20 protein-coding genes are annotated in these 18,958 nt (G+C 55.8%); 7 read left to right on the top strand and 13 right to left on the bottom strand.

Annotation, left to right across the window (positions count from 1 at the left end):
- Window positions 1-97 precede the first annotated feature (97 nt).
- Both IEY52_RS00795 and IEY52_RS00790 read right to left on the bottom strand, forming a co-directional pair.
- Window positions 98-1,048 carry a GlxA family transcriptional regulator gene (locus tag IEY52_RS00795; RefSeq protein WP_188998357.1) on the bottom strand — a complete coding sequence of 317 codons (951 nt, stop codon included), beginning with the start codon at window positions 1,046-1,048 and terminating at the stop codon, window positions 98-100.
- Window positions 1,049-1,056: 8 nt separating this feature from the next.
- Entirely contained in the window at window positions 1,057-1,638 is a 582-nt protein-coding gene (locus IEY52_RS00790) for an isochorismatase family protein (protein ID WP_188998355.1), read from the bottom strand.
- Window positions 1,639-1,753: 115 nt separating this feature from the next.
- On the opposite strand from IEY52_RS00790, the gene IEY52_RS00785 reads away from it, so the two are divergent.
- Window positions 1,754-2,365 carry an NUDIX hydrolase gene (locus IEY52_RS00785; RefSeq protein ID WP_188998354.1) on the top strand — a complete coding sequence of 204 codons (612 nt, stop codon included), beginning with the start codon at window positions 1,754-1,756 and terminating at the stop codon, window positions 2,363-2,365.
- A 3-nt stretch (window positions 2,366-2,368) separates the two neighbouring features.
- Here IEY52_RS00785 and IEY52_RS00780 read toward each other — a convergent pair whose 3' ends face one another.
- Both IEY52_RS00780 and IEY52_RS00775 read right to left on the bottom strand, forming a co-directional pair.
- Window positions 2,369-3,451, bottom strand: a complete 1,083-nt coding sequence (locus tag IEY52_RS00780; protein ID WP_229684591.1) for a mandelate racemase/muconate lactonizing enzyme family protein — start codon at window positions 3,449-3,451, stop codon at window positions 2,369-2,371.
- Window positions 3,448-4,164, bottom strand: coding sequence for an ATP-binding protein (locus IEY52_RS00775; protein ID WP_188998352.1), 717 nt, complete (start codon window positions 4,162-4,164; stop codon window positions 3,448-3,450). The genes IEY52_RS00780 and IEY52_RS00775 overlap by 4 nt, the downstream gene beginning before the upstream one ends.
- Window positions 4,165-4,278: 114 nt before the next feature.
- On the opposite strand from IEY52_RS00775, the gene glmM reads away from it, so the two are divergent.
- A complete protein-coding gene (glmM, locus tag IEY52_RS00770) occupies window positions 4,279-5,601 on the top strand; it encodes a phosphoglucosamine mutase (RefSeq protein WP_188998349.1) in 1,323 nt (440 codons plus the stop codon).
- Between the two features lie 87 nt (window positions 5,602-5,688).
- Here the strand turns inward: glmM and IEY52_RS00765 are convergent, their stop codons facing one another.
- A complete protein-coding gene (locus IEY52_RS00765) occupies window positions 5,689-7,170 on the bottom strand; it encodes a Vgb family protein (protein ID WP_188998346.1) in 1,482 nt (493 codons plus the stop codon).
- 313 nt (window positions 7,171-7,483) lie between these two features.
- Here IEY52_RS00765 and IEY52_RS00760 point away from each other — a divergent pair, with 313 nt between their 5' ends.
- Both IEY52_RS00760 and IEY52_RS00755 read left to right on the top strand, forming a co-directional pair.
- Window positions 7,484-7,873: an acyl-CoA thioesterase gene (locus IEY52_RS00760; RefSeq protein WP_188998344.1), complete on the top strand. Its 390-nt coding sequence runs from the start codon at window positions 7,484-7,486 to the stop codon at window positions 7,871-7,873.
- Between the two features lie 10 nt (window positions 7,874-7,883).
- The gene (locus tag IEY52_RS00755) at window positions 7,884-8,831 is read left to right on the top strand and encodes a Gfo/Idh/MocA family protein (RefSeq protein ID WP_188998342.1); all 948 of its coding nucleotides are present in this window, start codon (window positions 7,884-7,886) and stop codon (window positions 8,829-8,831) included.
- 68 nt (window positions 8,832-8,899) lie between these two features.
- On the opposite strand, the gene IEY52_RS00750 is transcribed toward IEY52_RS00755, so the two are convergent.
- A complete protein-coding gene (locus IEY52_RS00750; protein ID WP_188998341.1) occupies window positions 8,900-9,280 on the bottom strand; it encodes a response regulator in 381 nt (126 codons plus the stop codon).
- A gap of 118 nt (window positions 9,281-9,398) precedes the next feature.
- Here IEY52_RS00750 and IEY52_RS00745 point away from each other — a divergent pair, with 118 nt between their 5' ends.
- Entirely contained in the window at window positions 9,399-9,935 is a 537-nt protein-coding gene (locus IEY52_RS00745) for a YcjF family protein (RefSeq protein WP_188998339.1), read from the top strand.
- A gap of 80 nt (window positions 9,936-10,015) precedes the next feature.
- Here IEY52_RS00745 and IEY52_RS00740 read toward each other — a convergent pair whose 3' ends face one another.
- Window positions 10,016-10,912 (bottom strand): alpha/beta fold hydrolase, encoded by an 897-nt coding sequence (locus tag IEY52_RS00740; RefSeq protein ID WP_188998337.1) that lies wholly within the window; start codon window positions 10,910-10,912, stop codon window positions 10,016-10,018.
- Window positions 10,913-11,362: 450 nt separating this feature from the next.
- Here IEY52_RS00740 and cysS point away from each other — a divergent pair, with 450 nt between their 5' ends.
- Window positions 11,363-12,808, top strand: coding sequence for a cysteine--tRNA ligase (gene cysS / locus IEY52_RS00735; RefSeq protein WP_188998336.1), 1,446 nt, complete (start codon window positions 11,363-11,365; stop codon window positions 12,806-12,808).
- A gap of 66 nt (window positions 12,809-12,874) precedes the next feature.
- On the opposite strand, the gene IEY52_RS00730 is transcribed toward cysS, so the two are convergent.
- On the bottom strand, window positions 12,875-13,513 hold the full coding sequence (locus IEY52_RS00730; protein ID WP_188998334.1) for an NADPH-dependent F420 reductase: 639 nt from the start codon (window positions 13,511-13,513) through the stop codon (window positions 12,875-12,877).
- A 111-nt stretch (window positions 13,514-13,624) separates the two neighbouring features.
- Here IEY52_RS00730 and IEY52_RS00725 point away from each other — a divergent pair, with 111 nt between their 5' ends.
- On the top strand, window positions 13,625-14,209 hold the full coding sequence (locus IEY52_RS00725) for a TetR/AcrR family transcriptional regulator (RefSeq protein WP_188998333.1): 585 nt from the start codon (window positions 13,625-13,627) through the stop codon (window positions 14,207-14,209).
- Here the strand turns inward: IEY52_RS00725 and IEY52_RS00720 are convergent.
- The 5 genes from IEY52_RS00720 to IEY52_RS00700 form a co-directional block, all read right to left on the bottom strand.
- Window positions 14,196-15,419 (bottom strand): hypothetical protein, encoded by a 1,224-nt coding sequence (locus IEY52_RS00720; RefSeq protein WP_188998331.1) that lies wholly within the window; start codon window positions 15,417-15,419, stop codon window positions 14,196-14,198. The two genes, IEY52_RS00725 and IEY52_RS00720, sit on opposite strands and share 14 nt — an antisense overlap.
- A gap of 51 nt (window positions 15,420-15,470) precedes the next feature.
- Complete coding sequence (locus tag IEY52_RS00715) at window positions 15,471-16,304, bottom strand: prepilin-type N-terminal cleavage/methylation domain-containing protein (RefSeq protein ID WP_188998329.1); 834 nt, start codon at window positions 16,302-16,304, stop codon at window positions 15,471-15,473.
- Window positions 16,301-16,729, bottom strand: a complete 429-nt coding sequence (locus IEY52_RS00710) for a prepilin-type N-terminal cleavage/methylation domain-containing protein (protein ID WP_268239700.1) — start codon at window positions 16,727-16,729, stop codon at window positions 16,301-16,303. Before IEY52_RS00710 ends, IEY52_RS00715 begins: the two co-directional genes overlap by 4 nt.
- A gap of 141 nt (window positions 16,730-16,870) precedes the next feature.
- The gene (locus IEY52_RS00705; protein WP_188998325.1) at window positions 16,871-18,280 is read right to left on the bottom strand and encodes a sensor histidine kinase; all 1,410 of its coding nucleotides are present in this window, start codon (window positions 18,278-18,280) and stop codon (window positions 16,871-16,873) included.
- A 2-nt stretch (window positions 18,281-18,282) separates the two neighbouring features.
- Window positions 18,283-18,957, bottom strand: a complete 675-nt coding sequence (locus tag IEY52_RS00700; RefSeq protein WP_188998323.1) for a response regulator transcription factor — start codon at window positions 18,955-18,957, stop codon at window positions 18,283-18,285.
- Window position 18,958: the final 1 nt, after the last annotated feature.

Raw genomic sequence — 18,958 nt, 5'->3', positions numbered from 1 at the left:
AGGTTGACTGTTTTTACGGGTCCTGATGGACCCGGGTTTCAGACTGACTGGAAAAAGCAGCTGGAGATGCAAAGAAATTCACAATTGGAACGGCCTGCTAACTCTGCAGGGCACGGGCTTCTCTGGGACTGACCCCCAGCAACTCCCGGTACAGCCTGCGGAAGTGGCGGGCATCTTCAAATCCACACATCTCCGAAATGCGCTCCACGGTCAGGTTGCGGTTCTGCATGAGCTGACGGGCTTTTTCCAGCCTCAGACGTTGCTGGTATTGCAAAGGTGTGAGGCCCGTATGCTCCTTGAATTCACGCGTCAGGTGCCTGGGGCTCAGGTGGGCCAGTTGCGCCAGGTTCGAGAGGGGCACCTGTTCATGGGCATGCTCGATCAGGTAGTCCTGCACCCGGTGCACCCCGCTGTGCAGGTGGGCACGGTATTGCATGTACAGGCTGTCCTGCAAATCCATGCCCTGCCTGCGGTGGTACACCACCATCCCACGGGCCAGTTTCGCGGCAAAAATGGCCCCATGCTGCTGCTCGATGAAATGCAGTGCCATGTCCATGCCAGAAGCAATTCCGGCACTGGTGGTGATGTTCCCATCTGTGACATACAGGCGGTTGTCCTGCACTTTTGCTTTTGGAAACATCTCCTGAAGTTGGTCCGTCAGCATGTGGTGGGTGGTGCATTTGCGGCCTTGCAACAGGCCAGCGTACCCCAGCACCCCCGCCCCAGAACACACCGAGGTGATGCTGATTCCCCTGCGGTGGTGTTCCTGCAGCCAGTGAATCACCTCATCGGGAGGGCAGGGCATGGTTCTCAGGTTGCCCCCCACCTTGCAGCCCGCCACCAGCAGCAAATCTCCAGGCAGCAAATCTGGGAGCGGAGCAAGATCAGCAAGGGTGATCCCCTGGGCGCTTTTCACCGTGGGTTTCACAGAACAGTGGATCAGTTTGTAGTCGGCCCCCAGCTCTTCAGCCTCGGAGAACACCTGCACTGGCCCGGCCAGGTCCAGCAGATGGACCCCCTCAAGAATCAAGAAAGCAACCCTGGGCATGACTGAGTTTACAGCAGGACGGGTTCTTTGCCGGTCTGGAGCTGCCCCAGCAGGCTGTCTACGGTGTGAATGGTGGCGAAGCGGCCCGCCAGATGGTACTCAGTGGCCTTGATGATCTCGTCGGTGCTGATGTGCTCATCTCTGGCCCAGTGCTTGATGGGGAAGGTCTGGGTGGCCTCGGTCACAAAAGACACCCGGTACCCGAAGTCTCCTGCCACACGGGTGGTGGTTTCACAGCACTGCTCGGTCTGGATGCCCGTGATGACCAGATGCCCAATGCCCTTCTGGGTGAGGTACTGCTGCAGGCCGGTCGAGGTGAAGGAATTGCGGGTGCTTTTCTCGAACAGCACCTCTCCAGGTTTGCGCTCCACAAAGTCCATCAGGCGGTAAGCAGGGTGCTCGGGGTGGAAGGGGTTGTCGGGACTGTCAAATTCCTGGTGGGTGATCCAGATGATTTCATGTCCCTGTGCCCGGAATTCCAGAATCAGATGGGAAAGGTTCTCCTCGAACTGGGGATTGCTGCGTTTCTGCCAGCGGGGGAGGGCTTTGAAGGAATCCTGCACATCAATGACCAACAGTGCTGTTTTCATGCCATCAGAATACTGCGTGTGTGTTGGGATTTTCAGGGCATAAACTGCCAGCAAACGGACGGATTGTGACATCTTGATTGCATGAATCTGGGATTCCTGCAGGTATGCTGGGTGCATGTCACGACTCCAGTGGGCCAGAGAAATCCTCGGGCTTGCCCAGGCCGGGCTTGCCTATTCCAACAACGTTTTCGACACCCAGCGTTACCAGCGCTTGCAGGAAATGGCCGCAGAAATGCTGGCCCCGTACACAGACCGTCCTGCAGAAGAACTGCTTGCTTTTCTCAAAGCCGAAGCAGGGTATCCCACCCCCAAAATTGATGTGCGGGCTGTGGTTTTCAAAGATGAGCAGATCTTGCTGGTTCAGGAAATGACCGATGGAGGCTGGAGTTTGCCCGGAGGCTGGGCAGACCAGGGAGAAAGCCCCTCGGAAATGGCAATCCGGGAAACCCGTGAAGAAGCAGGTTTTGATGTGCGGGCCGTGAAACTGCTGGCCATTTATGACCGCAACCGCCACGACCACCCGCACTCCATCTGGGACAGCTACAAGATCTTCGTGCACTGTGAACTGCTGGGAGGCACGGCCCAGACCAGCATCGAAACCAGCGCAGTGGGCTTTTTCAGCGAAGATGCCCTGCCCCCCCTGTCCACAGAGCGCATCACAGAAAAACAGATCCGCAGGATGTTTGAGCACCTGCGGAATCCAGATTTGCCAGCGGATTTTGATTAGGGTTTAGAGCCTGATGCTGTATTGCTGCAGTTTTTCAGGGTCAGGTCTGAGTCCAGCCAGATCTTGCAGGTTCAGGTGCCCGTCCTGCAAAACTGGATTTGGCCCGGAGATGTCGCCACCCAGCTTCAGGAAGAAGGTCAGTTCGCTGGGGCAATCCACGCCTTCCAGACTGGCGATCAGGGCACTGTGTCGCATGCTGGTCAGGTTTCCGGCCTGAGAACCAATCATCACCCGTTTGCCTGCAGCTTTTGCCAGTTCCAGCATCTTCAGGCTTCCAGTGATGCCCGTTCTGGGGGGTTTGATGTTCAGGATGTCGAAGGTGTCCAGGTCCAGTTCCCGCTCCAGCTGGCCCAGCGTGAAGCAGGAATCGTCTGCAATGATGGGCAGCACGCCCAGCTTTTTCAGCTCCATGCGGGCACGGGTCTGGTGCACAGGCAGGGGTTCCTCCACCCACAACAGACCGGCTTCTCCCATGGCTTGCAGGATCTGGGGGGCAGCATCCGGGGTGAGGGTCTCATTGCTGTCTGCGTAAAGGTCCATGTCCGGGAGTTCGGCTTTCAGGGCGTGAATCACCTGCAAATCCTTCTGGTAATCCCGGCCCACCTTGACCTTCAGCACCCGCACCCCTGCGGCGTGTACCTCCCGGGCTTCCTGCAGCATGCCTTCCAGGTCGGTGATGCCCAGAATGAAACTGACCTTCAGGGCTTTGTGGGGTCCCTGCAATTCAGCAAAGAGGTCCTGGCCTCTGCTTCTGAAACGGGCTTCCCACAGGGCACTGTCGATGGCCCCTTTGATGGTGTGGTTGTTGGCCACACTTTGGACGGTTTTCCAGAGGCCATCCACATCTTCAATGTCCATCCCGATCAGGCGGGGTTTGAGCAGGTCAAAAATGCCCACAAAACTGTGCAGGGTTTCGCCGTAAATGGTGGGACGGGCCAGCGCTTCGCCCTCTCCAGTGCTGCCATCTTCCAGGGTGATCCTCACCAGAGCGGCATCTGCAGTGCTCATGGCAGACACGGCACCCCACTTCAGGGCGCTTTTCATGGGCAGGCGGTACAGCACCAGTTCCAGGTTCTGGATCTTCACAGCCAGTCCTTCACTTGTTTTGCCACTTCTGCAGGTCCATATTGGGTGGTGTCCACGTAAAGCACCCTTTTGCTGTCTCCCAGGCTGTTCAGGTGGGCATTGGCTTCTCTGGGATCGTAATTCTGGCGCTCATCCACCACGATTTTCACCTTGGCGAGGATGTCCTCGGGTCTGGCGTCCAGCTGGGACAGGGTCACGATGTCCTCCTCAGAGAACACCTGCTCAATCCCTTTCAGGGCCTTCAGGGAATCCAGGGTGTTGCCTGAGTTCTCCACTTTCACCTGATCGAAGGTGTCACCACGGCCCAGCAATCGGGAAGCCCGCACCAGATCAGGGGCATCCAGCACAATGAAACGGCTGCTGGAGTGCTCGGCGGCGTATTGCACCTCATCCAGGCCACGCAGGCCATCAAAGATCAGGGTGTGACCGGGCGCTTCTTGCAGGTACAGTTCGGTCAGCAGCTGGCCCATGCCACCAGGATGGGTTTCCCGGAACTTTGCGGTGCGCTTGAAACGCTCGCTGCGGTCGGTGATCACTTCACCATCAAAAATGAAATCGTCGGTGACTTCCCGGCGGTTGGGCAGCAGGGTGAACGGCACACCCAGGGCCTGCAATTCGTCCAGGGTGGTGCTTTTGCCAACACCAGTGACCCCCACCACAATCAGGATGGGCTGGTCTTTCAAAGGATAAGGAGTGGTTTCACGGCTCAACATGTGGCCTGATTGTATTGCAAGTGCGTGCTGGAAGGGCAGGCTTGCTTAGCCGGGCAAAACCCTGTGTTCCAGCGTCAGGGCATCCTGAACCATTTCCCGTACAATGTTAGCGTTATGAGTGAACGCAAGTTTTTTGGAACAGATGGGGTCAGAGGGGTTGCAGGAAAGTCCCCGCTCACTGCAGGCTGGGTGCTGGAATTGGGGCAGGCCGCTGCAGAAGTTTTGAAGCGCAATTTTGAACGTCCCAGTGTGGTGATCGGCAAGGACACCCGTTACTCAGGTGACATGCTGGAAGCTGCCCTGGCTGCAGGCCTGACCTCCCGTGGGGTCAATGTGGTTCACGTGTCTGTGATGCCCACCCCTGGGGTGAGTTATCTGGTGCGCCACCTGAAAGCCAGTGCGGGTGTGGTGATCAGCGCCAGCCACAATCCCTACGATGACAACGGCATCAAATTCTTTGGTGCCAACGGCGAGAAACTGTCGGATTCTCTGGAGCTGGAAATTGAGGCCCTGATTGGGGAACATCCCGACCTATCGGACATCACGGGTTCTGCACTGGGTGCAGTCACCAATTACCGGGAAGCAGAACGCCTGTACACCGATTATCTGGTCAGCCAGGCTCCCCGCATGGACGGTTTGAGGATTGCGCTGGATTGTGCCAACGGTGCAGCCTACCGCATTGCCCCCAGGGTGTTTCAGCGGGCAGGTGCAGATGTGTTTGCCGTTTACACCACACCAGATGGCCTGAACATCAACCGCAACTGCGGGTCCACCCACATGGAGCACCTGCGCCTGATTGTCAAAGAAGGGGATTTTGACCTGGGGATTGCCTTTGATGGAGACGCAGACCGTGCCCTGCTGGTGGATTCCAGAGGCAACGTCATTCAGGGAGACCACATCCTGTACCTGACTGCAAAAGCCCGCAATGAAAAACGGGTGGTCACCACCATCATGGCCAACATGGGCTTAGAGGTGAAACTCAAACAGGAAGGCATCCACCTGGAGCGCACCGCTGTCGGAGACCGCTACGTGCACGAGCGCATGGTGGAAAAAGCCCTCACACTGGGAGGTGAACAGTCCGGTCATGTGCTGTTCACAGACATCAGCCCCACCGGAGACGGCATCCTGACCGCCTTGCAAGTCCTGAAAGCCAGCAAACAGCAGAAAAAATCTCTGGATGACCTGCATGATGAACTGGTGATGTTCCCCCAGACCCTCTTGAATGTGAAGTGCGCAGACAAACACGGCATCAGCAAGCGTCCGGAAGTGCAGGCCGCTGTGAAAGAAGCAGAGGGCAAACTTGCTGGCAGAGGGCGCATCAACCTGCGTCCCAGTGGCACCGAACCTATCGTGCGCGTGATGGTGGAAGGCCCAGACCAGACCGAGATCGAGCAGATCGCTGGTGAAGTGGCAGATGTGATTCGCAGCCTGCAATAACCTGCAGTAAAGCAGCTGAAATGCAAAAGTCAAAGACCGTCCCAATTGGGACGGTCTTTTTTGGGATGTTTTTTGGCTGTTTGAGTCTCACCTCAGGCGGTCTATCCGGTAAATCAGGTGGGCACTGAAACTGGCCACCAGCAGGTTGCCATAAGGGTCGATGGTCATGCCATAAGGATAGGACAGGGGTGAAGTGCTGGCTGTCCCATAAGCCACGGGATCAGCGACAGAACCATTGCCTGCCAGGACTGTGCGGGTCCAGGAGCGGGTGAGGTCACTGCTGGTTGGGGTGTAGACGTACACCCGGTTGTCGCCCAGCACTGCCGCGACCACACGCCCTGAGGGGTGCCATTGCAGCGTGGAAATCCCCAGCGTCTGGGAATTGATGTTGACGGGGGTGTTGCTCTGGGGATCCAGCCGCCAGAGTCCATAAAAGGTGCTGTAAAACAGGTTGCCTTGCGGGTCAACAGCAATGCCTCCGGTTTGCTCGGTGGAAGCGTAGCGGGTGGTCACCTGATAATCCCCGGTGGTGGTTTTGCTGAGCTTGCGGATCTTGTAGGAGCCGTATTCGTTGAAGTACAGGCTGGTCCCATAAGCCACCATGTGGTAAGGAGCATAGAGGGTGGCGGTGTTGCCAGGACCATCTGCAGAGCCCACGGCTCCGGTGCCAGCAATGGACGTGGGGGCATAAGAGACAGGATCAAGTTTGTAGATCCGGTTCAGGTTCATCTGGGTCATGAACAGACCGTCTTCGTTGCAGGCCAGTTGGGAGAAGTTGGAGAAGGCTGCTCCTGTACGCACAAGAACCGCCTGATGGTGATCAAGTTTCCACAGGCCATTGAGGTCCGTGAGGTAGACGGTTCCATCCGGGCAGGTGGTCAGGGACCCTGGAGCATTGAAGCGTGCTTTTTCCTCGCTGCCCTGCTGGAAGATGTTGTCCCTGTATTTGCCATACGCTGGAGTCAGCCAGGCATTGGGTGCAACCGGGAGGGTGTTGAATTGCTGGGAGGCCCGCAGCACCAGGCCCACCACGGCTTTGGTGGCTGGAGCAGGCACCTGAATGCTGGTGGTGAACTTGAAATTGGTGGTGGGTTCGATGGGCAGGGGGTTGGTGCCTTCCAGGTTTTTGCTGTTGGTGATGGCAATGTAAGGGAAGTAGGTCTGGGCCTGGTGTCCAGAGGCATTGACCACACCGCCTCCAGGCACGCTGGCACCTGCACCGTCCTGGGCCTGGAAGTTCACAAAGGTGGCAGTGATTTCGCCATCCACACCCATGTCCTGCCCGGTGGCGTTGGTCACGGTGAATTGCAGGGTGTAAACCCCGTCCAGCTGCTCTTTTGTGGCGACCGAGAAATTGAAACCTGTCCCGGAACGGTACACCGTCTGTTTCTGCACTCCAGCAGCCTGTCCCAGGGGGGTGACTTTTCCGGTCTGGGTGTCCAGTTCAAAGTAAACCACTGGACTGTCGGTTTGCTGCACAGGAGGGGTGGGGTTTGAAGGTGCTGGAACGCTGCCACAGGCTGTGAACAGCAGTGTGCTTGCCATCAGGAGGGCATGGAAGGTTTTCATGCTGCACCTCCCAGTGTTTGCAGGTCATGGTTTGCCGCGTGTGCAGAATGGGCAGGGTGCAAAGGAAGCAAAAGGGTGGATGGGGCTGTTGGGCAAATGGATGGTTCAATCATGGTTCACCTCTTGGGTTGTGTGGAACCATGCTGTCAGCAATACCTTTAAATAAACTTAAAAACACAACACCTATTGCCCCAACCATCCCCCGTAGAAGATCTTTATTTCACAAGCAAAACACAGGGTTTCAAGGGTTCCCTGAATTGCCCGGCCTGAATTGCCTGCTCCTCTCATTTGCAGATCGGTTAGAATCCCAGACATGGAATACAGCACCCATATCCGTGTCCGTTACGCCGAAACCGACCAGATGGGGGTGGCCCACCACAGCAATTACGCCGTGTGGATGGAACTGGCCCGGGTGGAATTCATGCGGGAATTGCAGATGGACTACCGCGAGGTGGAAAAGCAGGGCATCTACCTGATGCTCACCCGTCTGGATGTGCGGTTTCGCAGGGCAGCCCGTTTTGATGATGTGGTGCACATCAAGGTGGTGGTGTCAGAAGTGAAATCCCGCACCATGGCTTTTGATTACCTGCTGACCTCTGAAGCAGGTGAGACCGTTGCAACAGGCACCACCGAGCACATTGCCACCGATAAAAATTACCGCCCTGTAAGAATTCCCGACAACCTGCTCGCCAGCATGCAATAAACTGACCCACATGAACTGGGGAATCCTTGGAGCAGCACGCATCGCACAATCCGCACTGGTGCCCGCCATCCGGGAAGCGGGAAGCACCGTTCACATGGTGGCCGCCAGAGATCCGCAGAAAGCCCACACCTTTGCAGAAGAAAACCAGATCCCACATTCGTCTTCTTATCAGGAACTGCTGAAAAATTCAGACATCGAAGCCGTGTATGTGCCATTGCCCAACTCTGAACACCTGGAATGGACCATCAAGGCACTGGAGGCAGGCAAGCATGTGTTGTGCGAAAAGCCCCTGACCCTCAATGCCAGCGAAGCCAGGGCAATGATTGAAGCCCAGCAGAAATCAGGAAAATTGGTTTTGGAAGCTTTCTCCTACCGCTTTCACCCACAAATTGAACGCATGCTGGAACGGCTCAGGGAAGGTGCCATCGGCGAGGTGCGTTTTTTAAAAGTCACCTACGGTTTCAATCTGGACCGCCCGGACGACATCCGCTGGGACCCCAGGCTGGGCGGCGGGGCTTTTTACGATGTGGGCTGCTATGGCATCGACATCATGCGTCTGATCACCCGTGAGGTGCCAGAACAGGTGCATGCCGTGGCCCGCATGACCACAGGTGGAGTGGACCTCGATCTGGGGGCCATGCTGCATTATTCTTCTTGCATCGGGCTCTTGAACTGTTCTTTTGGATTGCCTTTCCAGCAGGTATTTGAAGTGCAGGGCACCAGAGGCAACCTGATCCTGGAAGCCCCTTTTGCCACCGACAATTATGAAGCGCACCTGACCGTGAATGGCAAGGCGGAAACCTTCCCGAAAATCAACCCTTATGCAGAAATGGTCAAGCATTTTGAAAAAGCCATTGCAGGCACAGAACCCCTGCGTTTCACGCTCCAGCAGGATTCCCTGCCACAGATGGAGACCCTGGAGCAGGTGCTGAACGCTGTGGATTATCCCAGAACCTGATAGACGCAGCAGAAAAAAAACCAGCCTGAAATGGGATCAGGCTGGTGAATGAACTTAAAGCGTTTTGCTCAGTAGGCAAAGGCGAGCCACTGCCGGACACTGTCAAGCAACTCGGCACGCTGAAAGGGCTTCTTGATGACCTGTCTTGCCCCTGCTTCCAGGGCCTTTTGCTGCATGTTTTCGCTGTTCTCGGAGGTGACAATCAAGATGGGAGGCATGTTCTGGGAGAGACTTTTCAGATGTTCAAGAATCTCAATGCCGTTCAATCGGGGCATGATCAGATCCAGCAGCACCAGGTCGGGTTTGTCGTTCAAAATGCGGTCCAGCCCATCTTCGGGACTGCTGGTGGTGACAATGTTCTGATATTCCCCTGAACGCAACGCTTTCTCGATCAGAATCAGGTTCACATTCTGATCATCAATCACTAGGATTTTCGGGTTGCTAGCCATAGGACCTCTTTCTCTGGTAGGAGTGTAAACGGAGAGGTGTCACAAGTGTCTTACATGTCGTTCATAAAGTGTAATCGAATGCAACTTGCCGTGTAAATGTCGCGTACATTGATTTGAAATGCTTCCAATCATCAAACAACTGCTCGAAAACTTTAAGTTCGACATCGAACCAAACAAGACCGCAGCCGAGAACGCCGAGGATGTCATCAAGGGCGCGGCCACCCTCTCGGCGGTGATCGCAGCAGAGCCCATCCCGGTGGCAGACATCCTGCTGATCACCCCGGTGCAGATCAAGATGGTCGTGCACGTCGGCAAAATCTACGGTTTTGAACTGAACCGCAAACGGGCCAAAGAAATCATGGTGGAACTCGGAGCCTCTTTCGCTTACGGAATGCTCGCCAGACAGGCCATGCGGCAAGTGGCCAAAGTGGTGGCCCCGGTTCTGGGTGGGGTGATCACCGCCCCCCTGGTTTATGGCTGGACTTTTGCACTGGGCAAACTGGCCGAAGAGTACTTCAAACGCAAAAAACTGGGTCTGGAACTCACCGACAAAGAGCGCAAAGAAATTGCGGCCCGCACTTTTGATGCAGAGTACAGCAAAGCCGAAAAGAAAACCCCGGCAAATCCAGGGACCCCGAATCAAGATCAACAATAAAATTTACTTTTGTTTTTCCCTTTGAATCATCCACATTGGGTTTTGCTGGATGATTCAAAAGTGCGGTTTCTCATTTCTTTTCAGGTGCTGGATGGATTGCTGGAGGGAAAACTGGAGGGCTCATTTGCAGGCATCACACCTTCCAGCAAAAAATCCAGCACACACTTGCGCCAGACTTCGGGTTGTTCCCGCATCACCCAGTGACCGCTTTGCGGAATGATCATGTGTCTGGCCCCAGGGATTTTCTTCACAGCGTAATGGGTTCGGCTGGCCGGAGTCACCCGGTCCTGCTCTGCATGGATCAAAAGCGTCGACACCTTGAGGCCTGGAAGCTCTGCAAAGAGGTTGGTGGTGTACTCGGTCCAGCCCAGTTCAGATTGCATCCAGCGCAAGAAAGTCTCCGGGTTGTGCATTTCCCCCTGCAATTCGGTCAGCAGTTCAGACGTGACCAATCTGGGATTGTGGATCACCAGCAATTTCAGGACCAGTCCCAGAAAAAACGGGTGTTTCCTGCTGAGGTCCCACAGCCACAGGGCAAATTTTTCAGAGCGGATGCCCAGCCTGGGGAGCAGGGGCACATGAATCCTGCCAAAAAGCCCGAAACTGTCCACCAGCACCAGTTTTTCAAAAAGCTCGGGATGTTTTAAAGCCACCTGCAGGGCAATGGCTCCTCCCATCGAAAAAGCCACCACAGAGGCTTTTTGCAAACCTACAGCCTCAAAAAACTCTGGCAGGAAAGCCACGTAATCCCGGGTCTGGTACCGCCTGTCCGGATCCACACTCTGTCCATAACCCGGAAAATCCGGGGCAAACACATGGAAATGCTGGGCAAAGTGCATCAGGTGCTTGCCATAACTCAGCCATGCAGAATCAATGGCTGTTCCATGCAACAGCACCAGTGGCGGTCCCTGCCCGGCTTCCAGATGATGGATTTTGCGCTGCCCCAGCTCAATTGTTCGGGAGTACTCCTGTTGCATCTCAATTCCTTGTTTTGTAAAAAGAAAAATCCTGCACTTTGTCTTTTGTCTTTTGTCTTTTGTCTTTTGTCTTTTGTCTTCAGCCTTTTGCCCTCGGCTCTGGGCTCTCGGCATTTTTGCCTTCTGCCCTCGGCTCTGGGCTCTCGGCATTTTTGCCTTCTGCCTTCAGCCTTCGGCCTCTTCCTGTCCCACCCCTGAACTTTACACCCCTGCGCAATCTGGCAGAGTGGCATTTGCTGAAAAATCGGTTATCATGGGTCCATGCTTTTTTCCCGTCACCTGAACACCTGTTGCCGCTGACCCCAGCGGAAGGTGACGTTTATTCTTGACCTGATCCGCGTGAGAGCTGTTCTCGCGCGGTTTTTGCTTGTCCATCTGCAACATCACTTTCCTGCTCAGCTGGACAGATTGGACTGGAACAGCATTGCAGCACAACAACGTGGAGGATTTATGCCAGAGATTTCCCTGTACAACACCCTGACCCGGCAAAAAGAAGCTTTTGTGCCGACCACCCCCGGACATGTGGGCATGTACGTGTGCGGACCCACCGTGTACAGCGATGCCCACCTCGGGCACGCCAAGGCCCAGGTGTCTTTCGATGTGGTGAGACGGTACCTCAAACATGCTGGATTCAAAGTGCGTTTTGTTTCCAACGTCACCGATGTGGGTCACCTGACCGATGACAGCGACGATGGAGACGACAAGATCCTCAAGCGGGCCGCCCTGGAAAAACTGGAACCCATGGAGATCGCAGACAAGTACTACTGGTCTTACTTTGAGGACATGACGGCCCTCAATGTGCTGAAACCAGACATCACCCCACGGGCCACGGGGCATGTTCCAGAGCAGATCAAGCTGACCCAGGAACTCATCGACAGAGGCCATGCTTACGAGGTGGATGGCAGCGTGTACTTCTCGGTGACCAGTTACGAGGCTTACGGCAAACTCTCCGGCCGCAAGGTGGAAGATTTGCAGTCTGGCACCCGCGAGGACATCCGTGAAGACAAACGCGATCCCAGAGACTTTGCACTCTGGAAGCGGGCAGAGAAGGGGCACATCATGCGCTGGGATTCCCCCTGGGGAGAGGGGTTTCCAGGCTGGCACATTGAGTGCTCTGCCATGAGCCTGAAGTACCTGGGAGAGAACTTCGACATTCACGGGGGCGGCATGGATTTGCAGTTCCCCCACCACGAGGCCGAAATTGCCCAGGCTGAGGCTGCAGGCCATCCTTTTGCCCGTTACTGGATCCACAACAACATGGTGACGGTGCAGGGCGGCGAGAAAATGAGCAAGAGCAAGGGGAATTTCACCACCCTGAAAGACCTCTTTGAAAAATACGACCCGATGGTGGTGCGTTTCCTGCTGGTCTCCAGCCATTACCGCAGCATCACCGAGTTTTCCGAGGAGCCCCTCCGGGCGGCCCAGAGTGGTTACGCCCGCTTGCGGGACACCATGCTGGAAGTGAAACGCCGTCTGGAAACCGCTTCTGAAGGCCGTTACACCACCCTGGAAAGCCAGTTGAAACAGCATGTGGACACCTTCCATGAAGCCCTCAGCGATGATTTCAACACGCCTGAAGGGGTGGCTGCCCTGTTCAACCTGACCCGTGATGTCAATTCTGCCCTGACCGGATCGGTGGGCAAAGAGACTTTGCAGGCTGTGCTGGATGCCTACCTCGCTCTGGGAGGGGATGTGCTGGGCCTCTTTGCAGACAAGGGCAGTGATGCAGGAAACCCCGAGGTGATCCAGACCCTGATGGAACTGGTCATTGATGCCCGCCAGAATTACCGGGCCACCCGTGAATTCCAGAAAAGCGATGAGCTCAGGGCCAGACTGTCGGCCATTGGGGTGGTGCTGGAGGACACAGCACAGGGCACCCGCTGGAAAATTCAATAGTTGATGGCAACGAAAAGAGGCGCATTTGCGCCTCTTTTTTGGTTCGTGTTGCTTTGCCACACTGATTTAACGCACCACTTTGACATTGAAGTGCGAACGCCTGAGGCTGCCGTACAGCCTGGCCCACAGGGCCAGGTACATTTCGGTGCCGCGTGCCGTGCTGAGGTCTCCGAGGTCCAGAATGTCCTGCCATCCGAAGCTTTCCAGCAAATCGCGCACCTGGTCCTTGGCGTCCTGATCGTTGCCACTCATGAAGATGGTGTGGGTGCCGTTCAGCAGTTGAGGGTTCAGCATCAAATCTGCCGTGAGGGTGTTGAGGCTTTTGACGATGCGGGCTTCGGGGAAGGCATGCTGGATCTGTTCTGCCAGAGAGTCATCGTCTTTGACAAAGAGGGTGGGGGGGAAGCCTTTGGAGAAATCCAGCGGGTTGGAAATGTCGATGATCACTTTGCCCTGCAGGTTTTCACGTCCCGCGGATTCCAGGGCCTGAATTGCGGCATGCCCTGAAGTGGCATGAACGAGAATTTCAGCATGGCTGGCAGCATCTGCTGGGCTGGCAATGCGCAGGTTCCCCGATTGGCTGCTGACCCATCCGCTGAGCTTGCCCGGATCACGGGTGCCGATGACCACATCATGGCCTTTGGCAAGCAGTGCGGTTGCGATGGCTTTTCCCACCATGCCAGATCCCAGAATTCCAATGTTCATGGTTGTCTCCTTGAAGGGGTGAAGTTGAAGGGGTAAAGAGATAGACCTGTCTGTCTACTTGTTGATATGATAGAGACAGGTCTGTATACTTGTCAAGAGCAAGAGGTGCCCATGCGCAACGCCCGAGAACACATCCTGCAAACCGCCAGCCAGCTGTTTTACCAGCATGGCATCCGCGCAGTGGGCGTGGACACCATCATCCAGGAATCTGGGGTGGCGAAAATGACGCTGTACCGTCATTTTCCCTCCAAGGATGACCTGATGGTGGCTTTTCTGGACCGCACGCACACCTTCATGATGGCATGGATGGAAGAACAAGCGGCACCCCACAGCCAGCCCCGCAGCAAGCTGGAAGGCATCTTTGTGGGGGTGCAGAACCTAACGGGAAGCATTCAGTGTCTGGGATGTGCTTTTCTGAATGCTTCGGCGGAATTTCAGGACCTGAACCACCCGGCCCACCAGCAAGCCATCCGGCACAAAGAAGTGCTGCTGGACTATTTTGTTCAGCTGGCCACAGCGGCAGAATTGCAACACCCTGAAGTTCTGGCAGGCAACCTGCTTTTGCTGTTGGATGGGGCATGGGCAGCTGCACGCATGTTCGGTCCCCAGAACCACGCTTCAGGGGTGGCACAGGCAGCCAGAAGCCTGATTGCTGCCCATGCCATGCCCGTTGTCTCGGTCATTACTTCCGACTGATCACCCGAAAACGGTATTTTCCAGGCAACCAGTCCTGACCCAGCCCTGGGATTTTGACCACAGTGCTGCCTTTCCCCAGATCGATGGAGCCCACCGCGGCCATGGCCCCCCAGAGTTTGCCGGGTCCGCTGCGCATGATTTTTCCACCTGCCCAGAAGATGCCTTGCAAGTCACTTTGCATGTCAATGCTCAGGTTCTGCTGGGCAATGAGGGTCAGGCTGGAAGCTGGAACGTTGTTTTGCTGGCCATGCACAACGGTCAGGTGTTCTGCACTGGCCAGCAGCACCCTTCCAGTCCCCTTTAAATCCTGAAAAACCATGTCCTGCTGGGCCAGCACAGAGCTGTCTTTCACTTCAAGGCCCTCTGCTTGCAGGGTCTGTTTGACTTCCAGCAGGCTGTTTTCCAGAAGACTGCCTGCTGAGAGGGTCAGCTTTCCCTGCACCAGAATGCGCGTGTTTTTCAAGACCAAAGGTGCAGCAACAGCAAGATTTCCCTGCACGCACACCAGGGTCTTTGCCGGAAACAGGGCATCTGCCTGAACCTGAGAGGTCAACAGGGTATCCCCCAGCAGGCCCTGACAGCTTTCCTCTTGCAAAAGGGATCTGGACTGGACCTGTGGAACAGGCACCTCTACCGTTTTCAAGTCTGGACTGGCCAAAGACATTTGACCTGCATTGGCATGCAAGATGGCCCCATTCTGCAGCGCCACTGTCCCTTGTGAGACCACCTGATCCATGGAAACCACCCCTGCAAAGACATCAGGATCGGATTGATGGGTTCCCTGGACCACCATCAGGGAGGTGTGCCTGGCATGGTTTTCTGCCTGTCCTTCACCCTTCATTTGAACCAGAACCGCAGTGGCATCATGCTGCAGCACCGACAACACTGCAGTGCCCTGCATTTCTCCTGCCAGTGGAGCAGTGACCACATGCTGGTGCAGGTTTTGAAGCTGCTCAGGACCTGAATGGGCTTTCAGAACAGCCAAACCACTTTCCAGGGCAGCATCGGCTGCAACCCTGGCCCGCAGATTGGCCCGCGCATTGCCTCCCACCTGCAAACTGTTCTGGGCCATGAAGGCCATGCCAGAGCCCAGCAGCAAAACGAACACCGCCAGTGAGAGCATGGCCACCAGAATGAATCCCTCTTGATGGCGACCTGAACGATGGACTTGCAGATGGTCTTGCAGATGGTCTTGAAAAGATTGATCCATGAAACATCCTTTCGCTACAGCTTTTCTTTTGGTACAGCTTGTTAAGAGATTTCAATACACCTGAGGACTGGACAGGTGCAGCACTTTGACCAGTTCCAGACGTTTTGCCTTGCATTGATTGCCCTGGTAGGTTCTGGAGGGAATGCCCAGCACACTGGCTGCAGCAGGAAGCCTCACCTGCTTGCTGGGATAGCTGAGACAGGTCTTCAGCTGTTCTGCAGGCACTTTGAACCTGAGATACATGCCCACACCAGAAAGCTCAGCTGCTGCTGGACGCGTGGCTGACCAGCCTGAGGTTTTCCCCAGAAAGAACACCTCAAAAGCTTCCAGATGGTCCACCACAGGCTGAGGATTGCTGGCACTTTCCAGGCAAGACACTGCACTGCTGGCCTGATCCACCTCACACCACAGGTTCTGGGCGTTCCACAACAAAGCATCACTTGAACTGGAGCGGGAAAAAGTGGTTTTTTTCAGATGGTAACGCAGCAAAGCGGGATTGGCTTTCTGTTCCACCTCCTCCACACGGGTGACTTGCAGCACATCGCCCGAACTGCCTGTCCCTGAGGCCAGTGTGGGAACAGCAAAGAGGATCCAGTGTCCCGCCATCCAATTCAATGCACTGGCACGGCTTTCATCTGTCCAGTCTTTTCCCAGGTATATGGCAGGATCACTGCCCCGATCTCCTGCACTGGACACCTGCAGGCTCAACAGGGCTTCCGCGAGGGTGGCATCTTGCTGCAACAGGTCCTGCCGGACTTGCATTGCTGCAGCATGTTGCATGCCTGAACTGAGGCCCGCTGTCAAAACCAGCACCAGCACCACAATGCCCAGGGTCACCAGCACTTCCAGCAGGGTGAATCCTCTGCATCTGTTTTGGGTTGTCATCTGGCCACCACCGAGACCACCTCCAGCACAATGCGTTCCTGATGCAATGCCCTGTAAGTCACCTGATAGGCTGCCACATCCTGCCCAGGGCAGATGAGCTTTCCTGCGGATTCGGAACAGGGCACCAGGGAACAATGCACAGAGAGGGTCTTGCTGGCTGCACCTGTTGCAACCGCCAGCCCGGTTGAGCACAATCCGGGAACGTCCTCAAAAGGCGCGGCGCGCAATTCTTCCAAATGACTGGACACCACCTGGGAGGCTTGCTGCACCACACGGGCTTTCACAGAAGCAAGGCTGCTGGTGTTCTGCAACTCAAAGCTGCTCAAAACCACCACACACAACAAAAAAAGAGCCAGCAACACTTCCAGCAGGGTCATGCCCTGTGCATGCGAATGAAAAGACTTGCAAGATCTGGATGAAATCACCTGACCAGCGTAAAGAAATTCGAAAATTTTGACTTCAGGGCAACCCGCTAAAACAAAGTCAGCAAAGCCAGCAGGGTGGCAGCAGGGGCATTGCCTGACTGGGGTTCAGGGATCTGCTGGAAGGAAGACCCAGGTGTTGGATCAGGATTGTCTGGGCAAATCCTGAATTTTTTTCATGTCATTTTCCATCCCGTCTTCCATGCCGTTTTCGAGGTCATTTTCGAGGTCATTTTCGAGGTCATCTTCCGGGTTTTCCGCAGACTCTTCTTCGGGAAGGGGCAAGGAAAGCCGGAATTCTGCACCGCCAGTCGGAAGGTTGCGCACCGTCAATTGACCCCCATGCTGCTCTGCCACTTTGCGGGCCACACTCAGGCCCAGACCGTAACTTCCTGAACCAGAATAAAATGCCTCGAACAGATGGGGAAGGTCCTGCTCTGAGATGCCCGGACCATTGTCCCGGGTGTAAAACACCACCTGGTCCTGCTCAAAAGCCAATTCGCACTCGATGCGACCTGCAGGCCCCACCACCCGCCGGGCATTGGTGAACAGGTTGCGCAACGCCTGCGCCAGACGGTCCACATCGGCCACCAGATAGGTGGAATTCCAGGCCCCCAGGTAAGAGACCCCCTCCACCAGCCGTTCCAGTTTTTGCTGCAATTCACGGGCATGCACAAAATGCAGCACCAGGTCCATCTCGGTGCGTCCACGGGCATACTGGATCAGGTCATGGGCAGTGAATTGCAAATCCCGGGCAATTCCGATGATTTTTTGCAGGTCAGGATCAGGGCTCTGGGCCTGCAGGCGTTCTGCATACCCCCTCAGGCTGGTGAGGGGCGCACCCAGTTCATGGGCCACCTGTCCCACAAATTGTTTTTCAAAAGCCTGCTGTGCCCAGGTCCTTTCCAGCAGCCCATTGATGGAGCTGACCAGTTGGTACACCTCGTCCTGCTGACCCTGGTAGGGAAGCAGAACCTGCTGTTCAGGGCGCAGGCTGTTGGCATGGTGGGCTGCCCGCTCCAGAGGAATGAGTCCCAGGCGTCCCAGAAACAAACCCACCAGGAAAGTCAACACGGCTGAAATCAGGGCTCCCACGCTGACGGTGATCAGCAAGGTGTTGCGCTCAACCAGCAGGGGGTCTTCGGGAAGGGCCACCCAGATGCGACCCAGCACCCGACCTGCCCGTGTCCAGTTTCGCTGCACCAGACGAAAGGACTTGCCCTGAACCGTGACCCGTGCAGCTGACACAGGCTCGCTGAGCAGGGTCAGGGTTCCTGAAGAGGACACCACATGACCAGAAGCATCCTGCACCTGAATGCCTGCCTCGGTGTGCACCACCGGCTGCCCGAAAGCTTTGGAAGGATCATTGAAAGCTTCGCCAATCACATCTGCTTGCTCGTTCAGACGGGTTTCAAACTGGCTCTCCAGTGCCCTGAGGGCCAGGGTCATGCTGATGCCCCCCACCACCAGCACAGCCAGCATGGACAGCAGGGCATATGAAAGGGCCAGACGGGTCCGTAAAGGAACGCCCTTCATGCCCACAGCCACAGCCATGGTCAGGACTCCACAAAGAGGGCGTAGCCTGCTTTCCTGAGGGCACGGATGTTGAGCTGGCTCTCAATTTGTTTGAGTTTCTTGCGCAGCACAGAGACCCGCACTTCAATGCTGTTGGATGCTGGAATGTACCAGCCATACACATACTGCTCCAGCACTTCCCGGTTGACCACCCGCGAGGCATTTTGCATCAGGTATTCCATCACCCGGATTTCATGGTCGGTCAGCAGCACATTGCCTGCATCGGTCCACAGCATGCACTTGTTGATGTCCAGGGTGGTGCCCGAGAGGTAAAGGGTTTGCTCCTGGGGATGCACCCTCCTGAGCAGGGCCTTGATGCGGGCATCAAACTCATCCATGGCGAAGGGTTTGATCAGGTAGTCATCTGCGCCAGAGTTGAGGCCCTGTACGCGGTCGGGAACAGAACCCCTGGCGGTGAGAATCAAGACCGGCAGGTTGCCCAGGGCCTGAATGGAAGGAATCAGATCCAGACCATCACCATCAGGCAAATTGAGGTCCAGCAGCACCAGATCGGGGGTCCATTCTTCCAGCTGCTGGTGGGCTTCAGTGAGGGTGCGGCAAGCTCTGGTTTGATGTCCAGCCTGGTTGAGGTGGTCGGTCAGCAGGTCTGAAAGCCCAGGATCATCTTCTAGAAGGAGGATTTGCCACTTTCGCATG

The sequence above is a fragment of the Deinococcus roseus genome (assembly GCF_014646895.1).
Classification (GTDB): Bacteria; Deinococcota; Deinococci; order Deinococcales; family Deinococcaceae; genus Deinococcus_C; species Deinococcus_C roseus.
This window is presented reverse-complemented; position numbering and strand designations above follow the sequence as displayed.

Bases quoted from the DNA above. Each gene is read 5' to 3' on its own strand.
- IEY52_RS00715 (WP_188998329.1), bottom strand. From the start codon at position 16,304: ATGACAACCCAAAACAGATGCAGAGGATTCACCCTGCTGGAAGTGCTG.
- IEY52_RS00705 (WP_188998325.1), bottom strand. From the start codon at position 18,280: ATGGCTGTGGCTGTGGGCATGAAGGGCGTTCCTTTACGGACCCGTCTG.
- IEY52_RS00785 (WP_188998354.1), top strand. From the start codon at position 1,754: ATGTCACGACTCCAGTGGGCCAGAGAAATCCTCGGGCTTGCCCAGGCC.
- IEY52_RS00795 (WP_188998357.1), bottom strand. From the start codon at position 1,048: ATGCCCAGGGTTGCTTTCTTGATTCTTGAGGGGGTCCATCTGCTGGAC.
- IEY52_RS00725 (WP_188998333.1), top strand. From the start codon at position 13,625: ATGCGCAACGCCCGAGAACACATCCTGCAAACCGCCAGCCAGCTGTTT.
- glmM (WP_188998349.1), top strand. From the start codon at position 4,279: ATGAGTGAACGCAAGTTTTTTGGAACAGATGGGGTCAGAGGGGTTGCA.
- IEY52_RS00755 (WP_188998342.1), top strand. From the start codon at position 7,884: ATGAACTGGGGAATCCTTGGAGCAGCACGCATCGCACAATCCGCACTG.
- cysS (WP_188998336.1), top strand. From the start codon at position 11,363: ATGCCAGAGATTTCCCTGTACAACACCCTGACCCGGCAAAAAGAAGCT.
- IEY52_RS00730 (WP_188998334.1), bottom strand. From the start codon at position 13,513: ATGAACATTGGAATTCTGGGATCTGGCATGGTGGGAAAAGCCATCGCA.
- IEY52_RS00700 (WP_188998323.1), bottom strand. From the start codon at position 18,957: ATGCGAAAGTGGCAAATCCTCCTTCTAGAAGATGATCCTGGGCTTTCA.
- IEY52_RS00765 (WP_188998346.1), bottom strand. From the start codon at position 7,170: ATGAAAACCTTCCATGCCCTCCTGATGGCAAGCACACTGCTGTTCACA.
- IEY52_RS00775 (WP_188998352.1), bottom strand. From the start codon at position 4,164: ATGTTGAGCCGTGAAACCACTCCTTATCCTTTGAAAGACCAGCCCATC.
- IEY52_RS00760 (WP_188998344.1), top strand. From the start codon at position 7,484: ATGGAATACAGCACCCATATCCGTGTCCGTTACGCCGAAACCGACCAG.
- IEY52_RS00790 (WP_188998355.1), bottom strand. From the start codon at position 1,638: ATGAAAACAGCACTGTTGGTCATTGATGTGCAGGATTCCTTCAAAGCC.
- IEY52_RS00720 (WP_188998331.1), bottom strand. From the start codon at position 15,419: ATGGATCAATCTTTTCAAGACCATCTGCAAGACCATCTGCAAGTCCAT.
- IEY52_RS00740 (WP_188998337.1), bottom strand. From the start codon at position 10,912: ATGCAACAGGAGTACTCCCGAACAATTGAGCTGGGGCAGCGCAAAATC.
- IEY52_RS00745 (WP_188998339.1), top strand. From the start codon at position 9,399: ATGCTTCCAATCATCAAACAACTGCTCGAAAACTTTAAGTTCGACATC.
- IEY52_RS00750 (WP_188998341.1), bottom strand. From the start codon at position 9,280: ATGGCTAGCAACCCGAAAATCCTAGTGATTGATGATCAGAATGTGAAC.